The 15,528-nt window shown below is 71.7% G+C and carries 15 protein-coding genes; 5 read left to right on the top strand and 10 right to left on the bottom strand.

Going from position 1 to position 15,528, the window contains the following annotated elements:
• The first annotated feature begins 85 nt into the window (after nt 1-85).
• The gene (gene ilvA / locus BLW76_RS42275; RefSeq protein WP_091317841.1) at nt 86-1,288 is read left to right on the top strand and encodes a threonine ammonia-lyase; all 1,203 of its coding nucleotides are present in this window, start codon (nt 86-88) and stop codon (nt 1,286-1,288) included.
• On the opposite strand, the gene BLW76_RS42270 is transcribed toward ilvA, so the two are convergent.
• From BLW76_RS42270 to hppD, 6 genes are all read right to left on the bottom strand, one after another.
• Nucleotides 1,273-2,103 carry a ferredoxin gene (locus BLW76_RS42270; protein ID WP_091317840.1) on the bottom strand — a complete coding sequence of 277 codons (831 nt, stop codon included), beginning with the start codon at nt 2,101-2,103 and terminating at the stop codon, nt 1,273-1,275. The genes ilvA and BLW76_RS42270 overlap by 16 nt on opposite strands.
• Nucleotides 2,100-3,668 carry a TNT domain-containing protein gene (locus tag BLW76_RS42265; RefSeq protein ID WP_091317838.1) on the bottom strand — a complete coding sequence of 523 codons (1,569 nt, stop codon included), beginning with the start codon at nt 3,666-3,668 and terminating at the stop codon, nt 2,100-2,102. The genes BLW76_RS42270 and BLW76_RS42265 overlap by 4 nt, the downstream gene beginning before the upstream one ends.
• Nucleotides 3,669-3,704: 36 nt before the next feature.
• Complete coding sequence (locus BLW76_RS42260) at nt 3,705-8,228, bottom strand: DNA/RNA non-specific endonuclease (RefSeq protein WP_091317836.1); 4,524 nt, start codon at nt 8,226-8,228, stop codon at nt 3,705-3,707.
• A complete protein-coding gene (locus BLW76_RS42255; protein ID WP_091317835.1) occupies nt 8,228-8,536 on the bottom strand; it encodes a type VII secretion target in 309 nt (102 codons plus the stop codon). The genes BLW76_RS42260 and BLW76_RS42255 overlap by 1 nt, the downstream gene beginning before the upstream one ends.
• 11 nt (nt 8,537-8,547) lie before the next feature.
• Complete coding sequence (locus BLW76_RS42250) at nt 8,548-9,093, bottom strand: YbaB/EbfC family nucleoid-associated protein (RefSeq protein ID WP_091317833.1); 546 nt, start codon at nt 9,091-9,093, stop codon at nt 8,548-8,550.
• Nucleotides 9,094-9,216: 123 nt separating this feature from the next.
• The gene (hppD, locus tag BLW76_RS42245; protein WP_091317831.1) at nt 9,217-10,416 is read right to left on the bottom strand and encodes a 4-hydroxyphenylpyruvate dioxygenase; all 1,200 of its coding nucleotides are present in this window, start codon (nt 10,414-10,416) and stop codon (nt 9,217-9,219) included.
• A gap of 109 nt (nt 10,417-10,525) precedes the next feature.
• Between hppD and BLW76_RS42240 the strand changes: the two genes are divergently transcribed.
• Nucleotides 10,526-11,002: an Lrp/AsnC family transcriptional regulator gene (locus BLW76_RS42240; RefSeq protein ID WP_091317830.1), complete on the top strand. Its 477-nt coding sequence runs from the start codon at nt 10,526-10,528 to the stop codon at nt 11,000-11,002.
• Between the two features lie 55 nt (nt 11,003-11,057).
• Here the strand turns inward: BLW76_RS42240 and BLW76_RS42235 are convergent, their stop codons facing one another.
• The 3 genes from BLW76_RS42235 to BLW76_RS42225 form a co-directional block, all read right to left on the bottom strand.
• Entirely contained in the window at nt 11,058-11,870 is an 813-nt protein-coding gene (locus BLW76_RS42235; RefSeq protein WP_091317828.1) for an MBL fold metallo-hydrolase, read from the bottom strand.
• 48 nt (nt 11,871-11,918) lie between these two features.
• Complete coding sequence (gene greA, locus BLW76_RS42230; protein ID WP_033263569.1) at nt 11,919-12,422, bottom strand: transcription elongation factor GreA; 504 nt, start codon at nt 12,420-12,422, stop codon at nt 11,919-11,921.
• A 194-nt stretch (nt 12,423-12,616) separates the two neighbouring features.
• Nucleotides 12,617-13,060 (bottom strand): DUF4307 domain-containing protein, encoded by a 444-nt coding sequence (locus tag BLW76_RS42225; protein ID WP_091317827.1) that lies wholly within the window; start codon nt 13,058-13,060, stop codon nt 12,617-12,619.
• Between the two features lie 134 nt (nt 13,061-13,194).
• On the opposite strand from BLW76_RS42225, the gene mca reads away from it, so the two are divergent.
• Together mca and BLW76_RS42215 are read left to right on the top strand one after the other, a co-directional pair.
• Nucleotides 13,195-14,106 (top strand): mycothiol conjugate amidase Mca, encoded by a 912-nt coding sequence (gene mca / locus BLW76_RS42220; protein ID WP_091317825.1) that lies wholly within the window; start codon nt 13,195-13,197, stop codon nt 14,104-14,106.
• Nucleotides 14,103-14,432 carry a hypothetical protein gene (locus BLW76_RS42215; RefSeq protein WP_091317824.1) on the top strand — a complete coding sequence of 110 codons (330 nt, stop codon included), beginning with the start codon at nt 14,103-14,105 and terminating at the stop codon, nt 14,430-14,432. The genes mca and BLW76_RS42215 overlap by 4 nt, the downstream gene beginning before the upstream one ends.
• Here the strand turns inward: BLW76_RS42215 and BLW76_RS42210 are convergent.
• Nucleotides 14,429-15,088 (bottom strand): NADPH-dependent F420 reductase, encoded by a 660-nt coding sequence (locus BLW76_RS42210; RefSeq protein ID WP_091320550.1) that lies wholly within the window; start codon nt 15,086-15,088, stop codon nt 14,429-14,431. The two genes, BLW76_RS42215 and BLW76_RS42210, sit on opposite strands and share 4 nt — an antisense overlap.
• Nucleotides 15,089-15,178: 90 nt before the next feature.
• On the opposite strand from BLW76_RS42210, the gene BLW76_RS42205 reads away from it, so the two are divergent.
• Nucleotides 15,179-15,526 (top strand): winged helix-turn-helix transcriptional regulator, encoded by a 348-nt coding sequence (locus BLW76_RS42205; RefSeq protein ID WP_091317822.1) that lies wholly within the window; start codon nt 15,179-15,181, stop codon nt 15,524-15,526.
• Nucleotides 15,527-15,528 lie beyond the last annotated feature (2 nt).

The following is a 15,528-nucleotide window of genomic DNA, read 5'->3' as shown; positions in this document are numbered from 1 at the left end:
TGTTTACCGCCTGTTGACGCGTCCCAGGGTACCCGGCCGACGGTCCGGTCAACCTGTGGAGTTCCTGAGTGGCATAGTCCGGCGCATGGAACTCGTCACCCTCGAGCGGATCCAGGCCGCCCGGGAACTCCTCAAAGGAGTGACCCGGGTGACGCCGATGGAGCACGCGCGCGACCTGCGCCGGCTCCACGGCGGCCCAGTGCACCTGAAGTGCGAAAACCTGCAGCGGACCGGGTCGTTCAAGATCCGCGGCGCCTACACCCGCATCCACGGCCTCACCCCGGCCGAGCGCGAGCGGGGCGTCGTCGCGGCCAGCGCCGGCAACCACGCGCAGGGCGTCGCGCTGGCGTCGTCGCTGCTGGGCGCCAAGTCCACCGTCTTCATGCCGCTGCGGGCCCCGCTGCCGAAGCTCGCCGCCACCCGCGGCTACGGCGCCGACGTCCACCTCCACGGCGCGCTCCTGGAGGAGACGCTCCGGGCCGCGATCGAGTTCGGCGAGCGGACCGGGGCCGTGTTCATCCACCCCTTCGACCACCCGGACGTCATCGCCGGCCAGGGCACGGTCGGCCTCGAGATCCTCGAGCAGGTGCCGGGCGTGAAGACGGTCCTGGTCGCGACCGGCGGCGGCGGGCTGGTCGGCGGCGTCGCCTCGGCGGTGAAGGCGCTGCGCCCGGACGTCCGCGTCGTCGGCGTCCAAGCCGAGGAGGCCGCGGCGTACCCGCCGTCGCTGGCCGCGGGCGCGCCGGTGCGGCTGAGCACGACGTCGACGATGGCCGACGGGATCGCGGTCGGCGAACCCGGCCTGGTCAGCTTCGCCCACGTCGAATCGCTGGTCGACGACGTCGTGACGGTGTCCGAGCAGTTCCTGTCCCGCGCCGTGCTGCTCTGCCTGGAGCGGCGCAAGCTGGTGGTCGAGCCGGCCGGCGCGGCGACGGTCGCGGCGCTGCTGCAGCACCCCGGCGTGTTCGAGCCCCCGGTGGTGGCCATCCTGTCGGGCGGCAACGTCGACCCGGTGCTCCTGCTCCAGATCATCCAGCACGGCATGACCGCGGGCGGCCGCTACCTGCGGCTGCGGCTGCGGGTCCCGGACCGCCCGGGCTCGCTGGTCGGCGTGCTGTCGTGCGTCAGCGAACTGGGCGCGAACGTGCTCGACGTCGAGCATTCGCGCATCTCCGGCAGCCTCGACCTCGGTGAGGCCGATGTCGTCCTCGCCCTGGAGACCCGGGGGCCCGAGCACTGCAAAGAAGTCGAGTTCGCGCTGGCGAACGCGGGTTACGTCGTCGTCTGAGCGGTGATGGCAGCCAGGGCCAGGTCGGTGGCGGCTTCGGTGACCTCGCCGGGTGCGGTGTAGCGCCGGGCCCGGATGTGGGCGACCAGCTCCGGGTCCGGCGGCACGCCGTGTTCGCGCAGGTAGTACGCGACCGCGCCGGGCCACGCCCAGACGCCGTCCGTGCGGAAGTTCAGCGGGACGGCGTCCGTGCGCTCGGGCGCGAACGCGTCGGGCCCGTTGCTGCGGGACGCCAGGATCACCGGGGCGGCGTCCAGGTAGGCGAGCAGCTGCTCGGCTTCGGCCGGTGCCACCGGCGGTCGCCGGACGAGCGGGCGGCCGCCCGCGTCCAGGCCGTCGTGGATCCGCGGGGTCCGGACGCCCTCCTCCTCGGCCGGTCCGGCCGCGCGCCGCCGCAGCCACTCCGGGACGTTCCGGCCGTCGCGCGGGAACGCCCGCAGCTCGTCCTGGAAGCCGATCGGCGGCGGGGTGCGCCGCCACTGCGGCTCCCGGTCGAGCTCGAAGTCGGCGCCGACGCCCCGCACGGGGTCGACGGTCAGCACCGCGCCCAGCCAGGTGCCCGCGCCCGGCCGGTACATGCCCGCGCGCAGCGTGCCCAGGAGCTGGAGCAGCTCCGGCGGCGGCTGGATCGCCCGCGGCACGCCGTCCTGGCCGGTGACGACGACGTCGGCTTCGATGTGCCGTCCGGCCGCGCGGTATTCGGCCCTGACCTGCCGCCAGGTGCCCGGCGGGGCCAGCGACGCCAGCCCGTGCCCGATCCGGTTGACGAGTTGCTGTTGCTGCTCGGGGCTCAGCGGCACCGGCGGGGTGGTCATCGGTCCTCCGCCGCCGGTGGCCGGGTCGTGGCCTGCGGGACCTCCTCGACGGCGCCGTCGGCCAGGAGGTCGGCGACCGGCCGCTCCAGCACGTACGCCGTCCCGCCGCCGGGCTGGTCGTACCAGGCGACGACCGTGCCGGTGACGGCTCGCACGGGCCGGCGCAGGCGGTACACGTGGTAGGCCCAGCCCTGGACCTCGTCCGGTTCCGACCGGTGCGGCCACTCGGTCCGCGCCGCGTACAGCGTGTTGCCGTCCGGGTCGCCGTAGCGGTCCATCTCGGTGCCCGGCGGCAGCGTGACCAGGCGTTTTCCGCCGTACATCTGCAAGCCGGCGTCACCGCCGACGGGCTGGATCGGCCACTGGCCGGTGGGGCGCTTGGCGTCCGGCGGCAGTTCGCCGCGCAACGCCGTCCGGTCGAGGTAGAGGTGACCGACGAAGTAGCGGACCGCCTCCGCCGCGGTGGAGAAGGTGGCCAGTTCCCGCCGCTGGTCGCCCTCGGCCCGGAAGACCGCCCAGCCGTCGTCCTCGCGGACCAGGCACCAGGCGCCGTCGGCGACCTCGCCGATCCGGTAGCGGGCGGCGGGGATCTCGAGCTCGGCCGCCGCGTCTTCGGCGGCGCGCAGGGCTTCCGTGGCTGCCGCTTCGGGGTCGTCCGGGCTCGACGACGTCGCCACGGCGCCTGTCACCTCGGCCAGCCAGCCGGGCAGTGCTTCGCCGCTGCGCGGGAACTGCGCGAGCTCGCGGGCGAACTCGGCCACCGGGCGGGGTCCGTCCCACGCCGGCTCGTCGTCCCACGTGTACGTGTACTCGATGGCGGAGTTGGGCGAGACGTGCGCGACGGCTTGGAACCAGGTTCCCCGGTCCGGGTAGTACATGGCCGCCCGCAGCTCGGCGAGCAGCTCGGTGACTTCCTGCGGTGGCTCCCACAGGACCAGCCCGCCGTCGGTGGCCCGGCGCACCATCGACGGCAGCTCGGTGTACCCGCCGATCGCCCGGTAGGTGAGCATCACCTGCGTCCAGTCCGGCGGCGCGGACAGCACGACGAGGTTCGAGATCGCGTCCCAGTACCAGTTCTGGCCCACCGGGTCCAGCGGCGGCTGCGGTCGCTCGGCGGGGACGTCTTCGGGCACCGGACGGCCCGCCTCGGCGAGCCGGGCGCGCAGCCACGGCTGGATGTTCTCCGGGTCGCGTGGGTAGGCGTCGAGGTCGCGCACCCACCCCGCCGGGTCGATCGACGGCGACCAGTGCGGGTCCCAGTCCAGGTTGAACACCGTCTGGATGCGCCCGGGCGGGTTGATCATGTACCGCATCGAGAACCACGTGCCCTCGCCGGGCACGTAGTACGCGTCGCGCATGCGGCGCACGGCGGGCACCACCCGGTCCGGCACCGGGACGGTCGCCTGCCTGCCGTCCGCCATCAGCACGGTCAGCACGAAGTCCTGGACGTCGACGTTGACCCGGCTCACCAGGTCGATCCGCCGCCACCCGGGGGGCGCGACGTCGACGAGGGCGGTGCCCACTTCGTGAGACGGCTCCCGCCACTGCGAGGCGTCACGAGGCATGTGTGCCGGTCCTTTCTGGTGCCGCGGCCGGGCGCATCAGGGCGCTCCGGCCGGGGTGTTGGGGAAGCTGCGCATGTGGACGACCTTGACGCCGGCCGCGTCCACCTCGACCCACCGTACTTGGATGGTGTGTGGGACCAGATCACCGTCGTGCCGCAGCGGGAACACGTCGATGCCGTCGATCTTGCCGCCCCGCTTGAGGTGGTTGGCCAGGTCGGTCTCGAAGGCGTACCAGTGGTCGGGGCCTGCCTGCTTCGGCCAGCCCTGGTTCTGCGGCCGCCACTGGGACATCATGTTGATCAGCTCGCCGGGGCCGCGGAACTGGTTGCCGGCGATGTGCCCGCCGTCGTAGAGGCCCATGCCCGCGCCCAGGCGACCGGAATCGCCCTGCGCCGTGCCGTCCCGCCGGGAGAGTTCCCATTCGTCCGCGACCTGGGGCCGCTGCGAGTGACCGTGCACCGTCTGGGCCGGGGCGCCGTCGACGTGGGGCCCGGTCTGGTAGGTGAACCGGCCGCCGTCGACGTCGTAGACCATGTTCGGCGCCGGGTTGTTGAGGTCCGGGTGGTGCGGCCGGAAGGTCTCGACCGCCGCGACGTTGCCATTGCCGTCGGTCCAGTACACCGACCGGATCTGGTCGATCCTGGCGTCGCCTTCCCGGTAGCTGCTGTGCACGACGTACCGGGAGTTCGGCTGCAGGTCCGGGTTGCTGTCCAAAAAGGACCTGTTGCTGGGCAGCCGGACGTCGTGCTGCTGCGCCCCGCGGAACCGCTCGGGATCCCGGACGCCCGCCGGCACCTCGGCGTCCGGGTCGAACCGCTGCCGCAGGTGGACCTCGGGGTTGCCCGGGAGGTTGTTGATGGCGCGCCAGTCCGGGTTGGTCCGGGCGATCCGGCCCGACTCGACCTCCGCCCACCGGACGTGGCCCTGCGCGTCGGTGTGGAAGACACCGCGGTGGACGCCGTTGGAGTCGGTGACGTCGTACCGGCGGTGCGGCTCGTAGGGCCCGCCTTCGGCGAAGGACTGCCTCGGCCCCGGAGCGTTCGGGTGGTCCGGGGTGATGTCGACCGTCTCGCCCGCGAAGTCCGGCCGGTGGTACTGCACGGAGGGATGCGGCACGCCGTCCGCGTCGGTGTGGAAGGTCTGGTGGTGCCCGTCGACCTCGACGCGGTAGGTGGTGTCCGGGTGCGGGTGGGTGACGTCGGGGTTCGGGTGGTAGGCCGGGTTCGGATCGCCGTTGGCCAGCCGCGGCGGCACGTTCGGGTGCGCCGTGTCGATGTGCGTGACGCGGCCGGTGCCGTCGGTGTGGTAGGTACCGCGCGGGTTCCCGTCGGCGTCGGCGACCTGGTACGACCGGTTCGGCTGCAGTGGCTGGTCGCCCGGAAAGCGCTCACCGGCGTGCGGCGGCCGCGGCGCGTCCGGGTGCGTGCTGCCCGGCCCGACCGGAACGGAGTCCCCGCCGGTGGGGGTGAAGTCCGTGCCGTGCTGCGGGTTCCGCCGGACCTCGGCCTGGTGCTGCGGATCGGTGAGTTCGCGTTCCTGTTGCCGCGAAAGGGGGTTCCGGTCTTCGGGAACGGCATCGGGGTCCTGGCCGGCGCCGGGCTGCTGCCGCTGCCGCGTATCGTCGTCACCACGGTGCCGCGAGCTGCCGGCATCGACATCGTGCGGATCGTGGTGCCGGGTGTCCGGGGCAAAGCCGCCATCACCGGCGGCGTGCGTGGTGCCGTCGGGGCGGTGGACGCTCCATTCGCCGTCCGGCGGGATCCGCGGGCGGAGTTTTCCGTCCGGGCCGATCTCGTAGTCGGAGGAGAAGACACGCCCGTGCGAGTCGGTCCAGGCGGGCTTGCTGGGCGCGAGCACCTCGGTGTCGAGTTCCCGCGAGAGCCGGTGCGCGAAGTCGTTGGACCCGGCATCACACCCGATGAGCCGGACGGGCCGCCCGTCGTAGTCCCCGTTCCGCCGCAGGACATCGGCGAATTCCTCGGGGGTGTAGAGCCGGCCCCCGATGCGGGCATGACCATCGGGAGTGACGTGCACATCGACGGTGTAGCGGCCGTCCGGGTCGGGCTGGACGCGGTGCGGCAGGTCGCCCATGTCGGGGTCGCCGGCGTGGTAGGAGCTGCCCGCGGGGGTGCTTTCGGCGTGCCGGGCGTTGACTTCGTCCGGGGAGAGGGGGTCGGTGTGGTGCGGGAGGTCGGGGTCGGGCGGGGTGGGGGCGTCGTGGTGCGGGTTGCCGTCGTGGGTGCTGTCGTGGGGGCTGTTGTCGTGAGGGCTGTGGCCGGGGGTGTCGCTGTCCGGGCCGTGGCTGCCTGGCCGGGTGTCGGTGCGTGCGGGGTTGGCGTTGTCGGGGCCGTGGGCTCCGCCCGGCCGGGTGTCAAGACCGGGGCGGCTGGGCGCGGGTCCGCCCGGACGGGTGTCTGGGCCAGGGTTGCCCGCACCCGGCCGGGTGTCGGGACCGGGGCGGCTGGGTGCGGGTCCGCCCGGACGGGTGTCGGGGCCGTGCGTGCCGGGTCCGAAGCCGCGAGCCGCGGGGGCGGGCTCGGGCGTGCGTCCAGCGGGGAGGTCACTGCCGGCGCGCGGCCGCCCGGGGGCGTCGACGTGGGCACCGGGAGTCCCCGGGGTACCGGTCCAGCCGGCCCCACCGGTGCGCGGCGAAGCACTCCCGCCAAGACCACCCCCACCGCCGGGCACCCCACCACCGGGCGGCATGCCACCCACCGCAGGCTGCCCACCCTGGGGCGGAATACCGTCACCGCCACCCCGCGGCGACGGCACGGCCTCACCGGCACTGGCACCGGTCCGCGGAGCGGCGGGCGCGGTGCCACTGGCCGAGGTCGACCCGTCGGCCCGCGGAGGTGCGGCACTGCTGGGCGCATCGCTCCCGGACCCATTCGCCCGGGCGGCAGGCGAGTGCCCGGAATCCGGAGCACCATCACCCCCACGCGACGGCGAGCTGTCCCCACCCCGGGCGGGCGAGGGTGTGGTGTCGCCGGCGTGCGGTGTGCTGTCGGCGCCTCGTGTGGGTGAGGGAGTGCTGTCGCCGCCACCTCGTGTGGGCGAGGGGCTGGTGTCGCCGGTGTGCGGTGCGCTGTCGGCACCCCGGGCGGGCGAGGGTGTGGTGTCGCCGGTGTGCGGTGTGCTGTCGGCACCTCGTGTGGGTGAGGGGGCGGTGTCGCCGCCACCTCGAGTGGGCGAGGGGCTGGTGTCGCCGGCGTGCGGCGTGCTGTCCGCGCCCCGGGTGGGTGAGGGAGCGGTGTCGCCGCCACCTCGAGTGGGCGAGGGGCCGGCTGGCGAGGGGCTGCCGTCGCCGCCGTGCGGTGTGCTGTCCCCTCCCCGGGCCGCTGAGGGGCTGCTGTCGCCGCCGTGTGAGGGCGACCGGGTCGGCGAGGGGTCGGTGGCCGACGGTGGGCCGTCTCCCGAACGGCTCCCCTCCGGCGACCCGTCGCCCGCGGGCGACGGCGCACCATCCTCGCCGTGCGCGGAAGGCGAGCCGTCCCGGCTCGAACTCCGGCGTGATCCGGGGTCGGTGTTCATCGGGTCGGAGCTCGGTGAATCCCCGTCCGCACCGGGAGAACCGTCGCGCGAACCGTCCGGCCCGTCCCCATCCGAACCGGACGAACCGTCGCGCGAGCCGTCAGGACCGTCCCCGTCCGAACCGTCGGGACCGTCCCCATGCGCACGCGCACGCACCCCGCCGCCCTCGTTCGGGATCTTGCGAACGAAGCCGCCCTCCTTGACCTTCAGCCCGTCCAGGCCGCTGACCTTGCCCAGCACCTTCCCGAAGACCTTCGCGATCTTCTCGAACAGGTCCACCAGCTTCGACAGCAGCGGCGACACTTTCCGGATCGTGTCCGTCAGCTTCTTGAGCAGCTCGCCGATCTTCTTGCCCCACTTGGCGATCGCCGCCGTTGCCTGGGCCACCACCACCGGGGTGCCGAAGCCGAGGGAAAAGACCTCCTCCATCACCCACGCGATGAGCTTGCCGACCAGGTCCGCGATCAGCTGCCGGACCGTCTCGCGCACGAACGACACGACCTGGCCCATGATCATCGTGACCGTGCTGATCGCACCCGCCACCGTCGCCGCACCCGACAGGGCGTCCGAGTGCTCCGCCGCAAAGGCTCGGTACGCGTCCGCGCCCGCGCCGGTCCAGCCTGTCGTGCCGTTCTTGACCGCGTTGTCGAAGTCCGTCTTGCGCTCGCCCAGCGCCTTCGCGACGTTGCCCCAGGTGTCCGCATAGGACTGGATCACCGGCGGGTTGCCCGCCACCGAATCCAGCATGTCCTTCAACGGCTGCACGTGCTCCATCAGGAACGACGCCACCGACGACATCAGGTACCCGAACGGGTCGATCGCCGCGCCGGCGACCTCGCCCGCCAGTGACAGCATCCCGAGGCCGCCGGAAACCCAGTCGCCGTCCTTGATGCCGTTGAACGCGTCCATCGACGACTCGGCGATGCCGATGCCGCCTGCCCACCCGTAGTCGCCGTTGCCCGCGGTGAACGCGCCCGGCCCGTCCGGATCCTGCTTCGCCTGCGCGACGAGCGGGTTGCCCTCCGGCATCACGCGCCGCCCGCGGACTTGTTCAGATCGTCGGCGACGCCCGTCTCGTACCGGCGGTAGGCCGCCGCGGCCTCGCGCACCTTGCCTGATACCGCCGTCATCGCCTGCACGGCGTCCTTGAGCGCGTCGATCCCGTACTGCTCCACCGGGTCGAGCATCATCCGGAACGGCTGGCAGAGAATGCCGTACGCATCGGTCGGCATGCTCACCTGGTTCGCCGCGTCGACGGCCTGCTGCAGCCCGTCACCGATGGCGTCGAGCTGCTTCGCGTGCGCCGTGAGGTCGGTGCTGAGTTCCACGTCTGCCACGGTTTTCCCCCTCAGGACAGGATCGATCCGCCGAAGTCGTCGTCATCGTCGTCGGCCGGACGGCGGCGACGCGGCTGTGGCTGTGGCTGTGGCGGAGACGGCGGCGGAGTGCGCGGCGGCTCGTCCGCCTCCTCCGGCAGGAACCGGCGGACGCGGTCGGGTTCCGGGAACGCCGGCTCGGCCTCGGGCGGCGGCGCCGGGAACGTGCTCTGCGCCTCGCGGACGATCTCCGCCGCGGCCTGGTCGCCCGTGCCGGTGGTCTCGGACATGGCCTGCTGCAGCAGCTCCGGGATCCGCGCCTGCGCCCGCTGCACCAGCTGCATCACCTGCGCCGACACCTCGGCCATCCGCTTCCCGGCCGCGGATTCCGCGATGACGAGGTTCTTCAGCAGCCCGCGCGAATCGATCGTCACCTGGACGGTGCCGTCCTTCGAGCGCTCGGTGACCGTCTGGCCCTGCATACGATCGGCCAGCGCCTGGTACCGGGCGGCGTTCTCCTCGAGCCGCTTGGTCCAGTTGTCGATCATCGCGTCGCTGGCGTCGATGCTGTCCGGCATCCCGGCCCCCTTCCCTCCACCCACACAGACGGAGCCGGGACGCCGACGGTTCCCGAATCACGTCAAAGGCCACCATAGGGGGACCCGGAGGTCTCCTACAGTGGCCTTCGCCGAGACGAGATGTCAGAGGTTGCCGCGGCGCTCCTGCTCCCGCTCGATCGCCTCGAACAGCGCCTTGAAGTTCCCCTTGCCGAAGCCCAGCGAGCCGTGCCGTTCGATCAGCTCGTAGAACACGGTCGGGCGGTCGCCGATCGGCTTGGTGAAGATCTGCAGCAGGTAGCCGTCCTCGTCGCGGTCGACCAGGATGCTGTGCTCCTTGAGCACCTCGATCGGCACGCGGACGTTGCCGATCCGGGCGCGCAGCTCGGGGTCGTCGTAGTAGGAGTCCGGCGTGTCGAGGAACTCGACGCCGGCCGCGCGCATCGCGGTGACCGTGGCGATGATGTCGTTGGTGGCCAGCGCGATGTGCTGGCAGCCGGCACCGTCGTAGAACTCGAGGTACTCGTCGATCTGCGACTTCTTCTTCGCCACGGCGGGCTCGTTCAGCGGGAACTTCACCCGGTGGTTGCCGTTCGAGACGACCTTGCTCATCAGCGCCGAGTACTCGGTCGCGATGTCGTCGCCGACGAATTCCGCCATGTTCACGAAGCCCATGACGCGGTGGTACCAGTCGACCCAGTAGTCCATCTTGCCGAGCTCGACGTTGCCGACGCAGTGGTCGACGGCCTGGAACAGCCGCTTCGGCGCGCCCTCGGGCCGCTTGATCGTGCTCTCGCGCGGCTCGTAGCCGGGCAGGTAGACGCCGTTGTAGCGCGACCGGTCGACCAGCGAGTGGCGGGTTTCGCCGTAGGTCGCGATGGCCGCCACACGGACCGTGCCGTGCTCGTCGGAGACGTCGTGCGGCTCCTCGAGGATGGTCGCGCCCTGCGCGCGGGCGTGCTCGACGCACTTGTCGACGTCGGTGGTCTCGAGCGCCAGGTCGATGACGCCGTCGCCGTGCTTGCGGTGGTGGTCGAGCAGCGGCGAGTCCGGCTTCACGCCGCCGGTGATGACGAACCGGGCCGAGCCGGACTTCAGCACGTAGGACTTGCGCTCGTAGACGCCGGTTTCGGGACCGGAGTACGCGACGAGCTGCATCCCGAACGCGATCTGGTAGTACCAGGCGGTCTGGGTGGCGTTGCCGGCGATGAACACCACCGCGTCCATGGCCTTGACCGGGAACGGGTCGGTCGAGGCGTCGTGGTCGACGAGCCCGACCAGCTGACGCAGCTGGTCATAGCTGACGTCGTCGAGGGCACCCTGGGGTTCGGCAGTCTGGGTCATACCTCGAAGGATCGGCCCTGATCGTCAAGATGTGCAATGGTCTCGATTTTCACTGGGCAATCTGCCTCGTGATCTCCGGATATCGGCCGTCATCATGGACAATCTGTGTATGTCGGAGAACCTGGATGCGCTGGACGCGCGACTGCTGCTGTTGCTCACCGACTCGCCCCGCCTCGGGGTGCTGGAGTGCGCCCGCCGCCTCGGGGTGGCGCGCGGAACGGTCCAGGCCCGCTTGGACCGCCTGACCGAGCGCGGCATCCTCGGCGGCTTCCCCCCGGAGCTGGACCTGGCGGCGATGGGCTACGGCCTGACGGCGTTCGCGGTCCTGGAGATCGCCCAGGGCCGCCGGGCCGAGGTCGCGGAGGCGCTGGCGGCGATCGACGAGGTGTGCGAAGTCCACGCGACAACGGGCCAGGGCGACCTGTTCGTCCGCATGGTGGCCCGCGGCAACGACGACCTGCAGCGCGTGATCGACGAGGTCGTGGGCGTCCCGGACGTGCTGCGGACCTCGACGTCGATCGCGCTGTCGACGCCGGTGCCGCCGCGGGTCCGCCCCCTGCTCGAACGCACCGCCCGGACGTCATGAACGACTCTTTCATGACGTCAGACGCCATGAAAGAGTCGTTCATGACATCGCGCGCTCAGCCCTCCTCGGCCACGTGGGCCAGGTACCGCTTGGCCGACCGCTGCACGACCTCGAAGCCGTCGGTTCGCACGATCGCGTCCCACCAAGCGCCGTAGATCGCCTCGAACCGGTAGCCGGCCAGCAGCTCCGCCGCGCGGCGGACCACGCTCGGGCGTTCCGGGATCAAGTTCGGGTAGCTGTACATGAAGCCGACGTGCGTGCGGTCCGGGATCACCTGCACGATGTCGCCGGACAGCAGCGCTCCGCGGCCCTCCTCGCCGTCCGGCCAGTGCAGGACCGTGCCGCCCGCGAAGTGCACGCCCAGGTTGATCAGGCGCAGGTCGTCGGCGACGTCCAGTGTCGTGCCGGACCACAGCTTCACCGCCGGGTCGGGGCGGCCGATCCACTGCTGGTCCGCTTCGTGCACGTACACCGGCACGTCGAACGCGCGCGCCCACTCCACCATCGTCGTGTAGTAGTGCGGGTGGCTGATCGCGATGCCGGTGATGCCGCCCAGGTCGCTGACCTGCGCCACCAGCGCGTCGTCCAGGTACGCCGCGCAGTCCCACAGGAAATTGCCCGAGCGGGCCCGCACCAGCAGCGCGCGCTGGCCGATCGCGAACCCCGGGTTCGAGCCGACGCCGACCAGACCAGGGCCCTGCTCTTCGATCCGCGGCGTGTAGGTCCCGCTCGAGCGGAGCACGGAAAGGTTCGTCCACTGCTGCCCCGACAACGGGACGTACTGGCGTTCGTCCTCGCAGACCGGGCAGTTCTCACGGGCCTCGGCGTACTGCATGCCGCAGGCCTGGCACATCGGTTCGGTGCTCACGGCGGTGTCCTCCCAGAATGTGGATCCTGGGAGGACACGCTAACCGGGCTACTTCTCGTCGGTGTACGGAACCGCCTTGACGAGCGTCACCTTCTGGACCTTGCCGTTGGGCAGCTCGTACTCGCGGGACTCGCCCTCCTTGGCGCCGAGCAGGGCCTTGCCCAGCGGCGACTCCGGGGAGTACACGTCGAGTTCGCCCTCCGCGCCCTCTTCGCGGGTGGCGAGCAGGAACTTCTCGTCCTCGTCGTCACCCTCGTAGCGCACGGTGAGCACCTTGCCGGGGCCGGCCGTGCCGTCGTTCGCGGGCGCTTCGCCGACCTTGGCCGAGCGCAGCAGCTCCTGCAGGTGCCGGATGCGCGCTTCGGCCTGGCCCTGCTCCTCGCGAGCCGCGTGGTAACCCCCGTTTTCCTTGAGGTCACCTTCTTCGCGGCTGTCGTTGATGCGCGCGGCGATGACCGGCCGATTCTCGATCATTTCGTCGAGCTCGTGCTTGAGCCGGTCGTAGGCATCCTGGGTGAGCCAGGTCACCTTGGTGTCGCTCACGGTCACCATCTCCTCGTCGGGCCTGCCAGGCTTGCGTGTTCAAGCCGGCCCACGCGGGCGTCGGTCCCGCGTGGCTGAGATAAAGGAAAAACACGGCCCGTCGCGGGCCGTGCTGAGGGGTCAGAGTATCACGGCGCGAGAGGTCGACGCCCGTTATTTCCCCGCGCCCCGGGCGTTGGGCGCGCGGTTCACCCCGTTGGCCGCTATGGGGTTGACAGGTAGCGTGGTATGTCGTACGAGCAGCCGAAGACGTCGGCGGTCACCGGTTCCCCGATGCTCTTGATCGTCGTGCTCATCCTGCTGTACTTCACGCCGGCGGGGATCAGGAGCTCTTTGCGGCCGCTCTCGGCGCCGGTCCTGTCGCGGACGCGGACGACGCACACGCCCGGCCGGTTGTCGTCGTCCCGGGTCACGTTGATGGTGATCTCCATCGCGTTGCCCGGTTTTTCGCTGAACGCGATCCGCTCGGCGTCGATCGGCGCCGAGCCGAGGTTGACGTACGCGATCCAGGCGATCAGGCCGCTGACCAGCAGGGCGATGGCCAGGAAGAGCCAGCGCCGCCACCGCCGGGACGGCGTGGCGCGCTTGGTCCCGTACCGGTCCGCGAGCAGCGCGGGCGCTGCCGTTTCCGCCGGTCCGCCTGCCAACCCGGGCCTCCTGCTCGTTCTTGTCGTACCCGTCTGGACAATGGTGACGCGGGTACGTCCCGAGTATCCGCCCGCTGGGTGGGCGGCCTGCAGGTGGGTCGCGGAATAAGGGCAGAAGGGGAGTCGTTCGGAGCATGGTGGACGCCGACGAGCTGAGGAACACCGCCAACCCGCGCCTGCGCCTGATGGCGGTGCACGCGCACCCGGACGACGAGTCGAGCAAGGGTGCCGCCACGATGGCGCGCTACGCCGCCGAGGGGCACGAGGTGCTGGTCGTCACGTGCACCGGGGGCGAAGCCGGCAGCATCCTCAACCCGGCCATGGACCGGCCCGAGGTGCTGGCCAACATGGCCGAGATCCGCCGCGAGGAGATGGCCCGCGCGGCCAAGATCCTCGGCGTGAGCCAGCGCTGGCTGGGCTTCGTCGACTCCGGCCTGCCGGAGGGCGACCCGCTGCCGCCGGTGCCCGAGGGGTCGTTCGCCGTCGTGCCGCTGGAGGAGTCCACCGAGGCGCTGGTGCGCGTGATCCGGGAGTTCCGCCCGCACGTGATCACCACCTACGACGAAAACGGCGGCTACCCGCACCCCGACCACATCCGCACCCACGAGGTGTCGATGGCGGCGTGGGACGCGGCGCCCGACCCGGAGCGCTTCCCCGACGCCGGCGAGCCGTGGCAGCCGCTGAAGCTCTACTACGTGCACGGCTTCTCGCGCGCCCGGATGCTCCTGTTCGACGAGGCGCTGAAGGCGGCCGGTCTCGAGTCTCCGTACACCGAGTGGCTGGCCAACTGGGACCCCGAGCGGGGCGATGTGATGGAGCGGGTGACGACCCGCGTCGAGTGCGGTGAATACTTCGAGGTGCGGGACGAGGCGCTCAAGGCGCACGCCACGCAGATCGACCCGACCAGCCGCTGGTTCGCCGTGCCGCGGGAGATGCAGCGCGAGGTCTGGCCGACCGAGGAGTACGAGCTGGTCAAGTCGCTGGTCGACAGCACGTTGCCGGAGGACGACCTGTTCGCGGGCATCGAGGAGAAGGTGAACACATGAGTCTGACGCTGCCGGCCGGCGTGGCGCTTCCGGTGACCGCGTCGGCCCTGGTGCTGACGCAGCAGCCGGGCAACGGCGACAACGGCGGGCAGGGGGAGGACTTCGGCAAGTCCTCCCCGGTCGGCTTCCTGGTGCTGATCCTGTTCCTCATCGCGGTGGCCTTCCTGGTCCGCTCGATGACCAAGCACCTCAAGCGCGTCCCGGCCAGCTTCGACGACCCGCCGGCCTCGGCCGAGGAGCAGGCTGCAGAACCCGAGGCCAAGACCGAGGCGCCGAAGGCGGCCGAGAAGCCCGCGAAGGACTCCTCGGCCACCAAAGCCGACTAGTCCGAGGTCCCCGCGCGGAGGAGGACGGGGTCCACGTCCGGAACCGCGAAGCGCGGGTTCGCGCCGGCCGCGACCACCCGCATCACGAACCCGGCGGCTTCCTCGGCCTGCCGGGCGGCGGTGAGCCCGCCCGATACCGCGGTCCGTGCGCCGAGGTCACCGATCAGCGCGGCGGTCCGATCCAGGGCGTCGGTGTCGTCGCCGCAGATCGCGACCACCGGTGCCGCCTCCTGCTCGCCGGTGAACGGCCAGGATGCGCCGGCGAACAGGTGCAGTGCCTTGACCACGTGGGCGCCGACCGCGACGTCGGCGACCAGTTCGGCGGCCGACCCGGTCTCCGGGAGCAAGCGCCCGGTCGCGTAGTCCACGGCGTTGGTGCAATCGATCACGGTCTTTCCCGACAGCTTCCCCTCCGCCCCGCCGACGAGCTCCAGTGCTTCCGCCAGCCCGTCCCAGGCGATCGCCACCACGATGGCATCGGCTTGGCCCGCGAGCCGGCCCGGGTCGACCGGCGTCGCGGCGGCACCGATCTGCTCCGCGGCGGCCTTCGCCCGGTCGGGGCTACGGCCGGTGACCGCGATCGAGTGCCCGGCGCCCGCCCATGCGCTTCCCAGCGCCACCGCAAGGTTTCCGGTCCCCAGCAGTCCGATCTTCACCATGGTCTCCTTCATCTCGTGAGGTGTCACGACGACGCTAAGAAACCCGTTCCTGCCAATCGGTAGGAGCGCGGGTGGGAGGCTGGACAAGTGAACGAACAGGGCTGCGAGACCTTCGTCTCGGACTGCCACGTCCGAGCCGCGGTCGAACTCGTCAGGCACACGTGGGACCCGGTTGTCGTCTCCGCTCTCCGGATGGGACCGACCCGGCGCAGCGTTCTCCTGGACCGCATCGCCGGGGCGAGCGACAAGGCGCTGACCGAGTCACTCCGGCGCTTGGCCTCGCGTGGCCTGATCGCGCGGACGCCCCAGGAAGCCAGGCGCGACGCCGCCGTCTACGAACTCACGCCGTTGGGGGCGTCCTTCGCCAGGGGTCCCTTGGCGCACCTCGCCGAGTGGGCCGCCGAGAACCAGGGTGCGCTGTCCTCGACGGCCTGACC

It is taken from the genome of Amycolatopsis tolypomycina, from assembly GCF_900105945.1.
Classification (GTDB): Bacteria; Actinomycetota; Actinomycetes; order Mycobacteriales; family Pseudonocardiaceae; genus Amycolatopsis; species Amycolatopsis tolypomycina.
This window is presented reverse-complemented; position numbering and strand designations above follow the sequence as displayed.

What these genes read in the sequence shown, in the direction of transcription:
- ilvA (WP_091317841.1), top strand. Translation starts at nt 86, where the DNA reads ATGGAACTCGTCACCCTCGAGCGGATCCAGGCCGCCCGGGAACTCCTC.
- BLW76_RS42270 (WP_091317840.1), bottom strand. Translation starts at nt 2,103, where the DNA reads ATGACCACCCCGCCGGTGCCGCTGAGCCCCGAGCAGCAACAGCAACTC.
- BLW76_RS42265 (WP_091317838.1), bottom strand. Translation starts at nt 3,668, where the DNA reads ATGCCTCGTGACGCCTCGCAGTGGCGGGAGCCGTCTCACGAAGTGGGC.
- BLW76_RS42260 (WP_091317836.1), bottom strand. Translation starts at nt 8,228, where the DNA reads ATGCCGGAGGGCAACCCGCTCGTCGCGCAGGCGAAGCAGGATCCGGAC.
- BLW76_RS42250 (WP_091317833.1), bottom strand. Translation starts at nt 9,093, where the DNA reads ATGCCGGACAGCATCGACGCCAGCGACGCGATGATCGACAACTGGACC.
- hppD (WP_091317831.1), bottom strand. Translation starts at nt 10,416, where the DNA reads ATGACCCAGACTGCCGAACCCCAGGGTGCCCTCGACGACGTCAGCTAT.
- BLW76_RS42240 (WP_091317830.1), top strand. Translation starts at nt 10,526, where the DNA reads ATGTCGGAGAACCTGGATGCGCTGGACGCGCGACTGCTGCTGTTGCTC.
- greA (WP_033263569.1), bottom strand. Translation starts at nt 12,422, where the DNA reads ATGGTGACCGTGAGCGACACCAAGGTGACCTGGCTCACCCAGGATGCC.
- mca (WP_091317825.1), top strand. Translation starts at nt 13,195, where the DNA reads ATGGTGGACGCCGACGAGCTGAGGAACACCGCCAACCCGCGCCTGCGC.
- BLW76_RS42215 (WP_091317824.1), top strand. Translation starts at nt 14,103, where the DNA reads ATGAGTCTGACGCTGCCGGCCGGCGTGGCGCTTCCGGTGACCGCGTCG.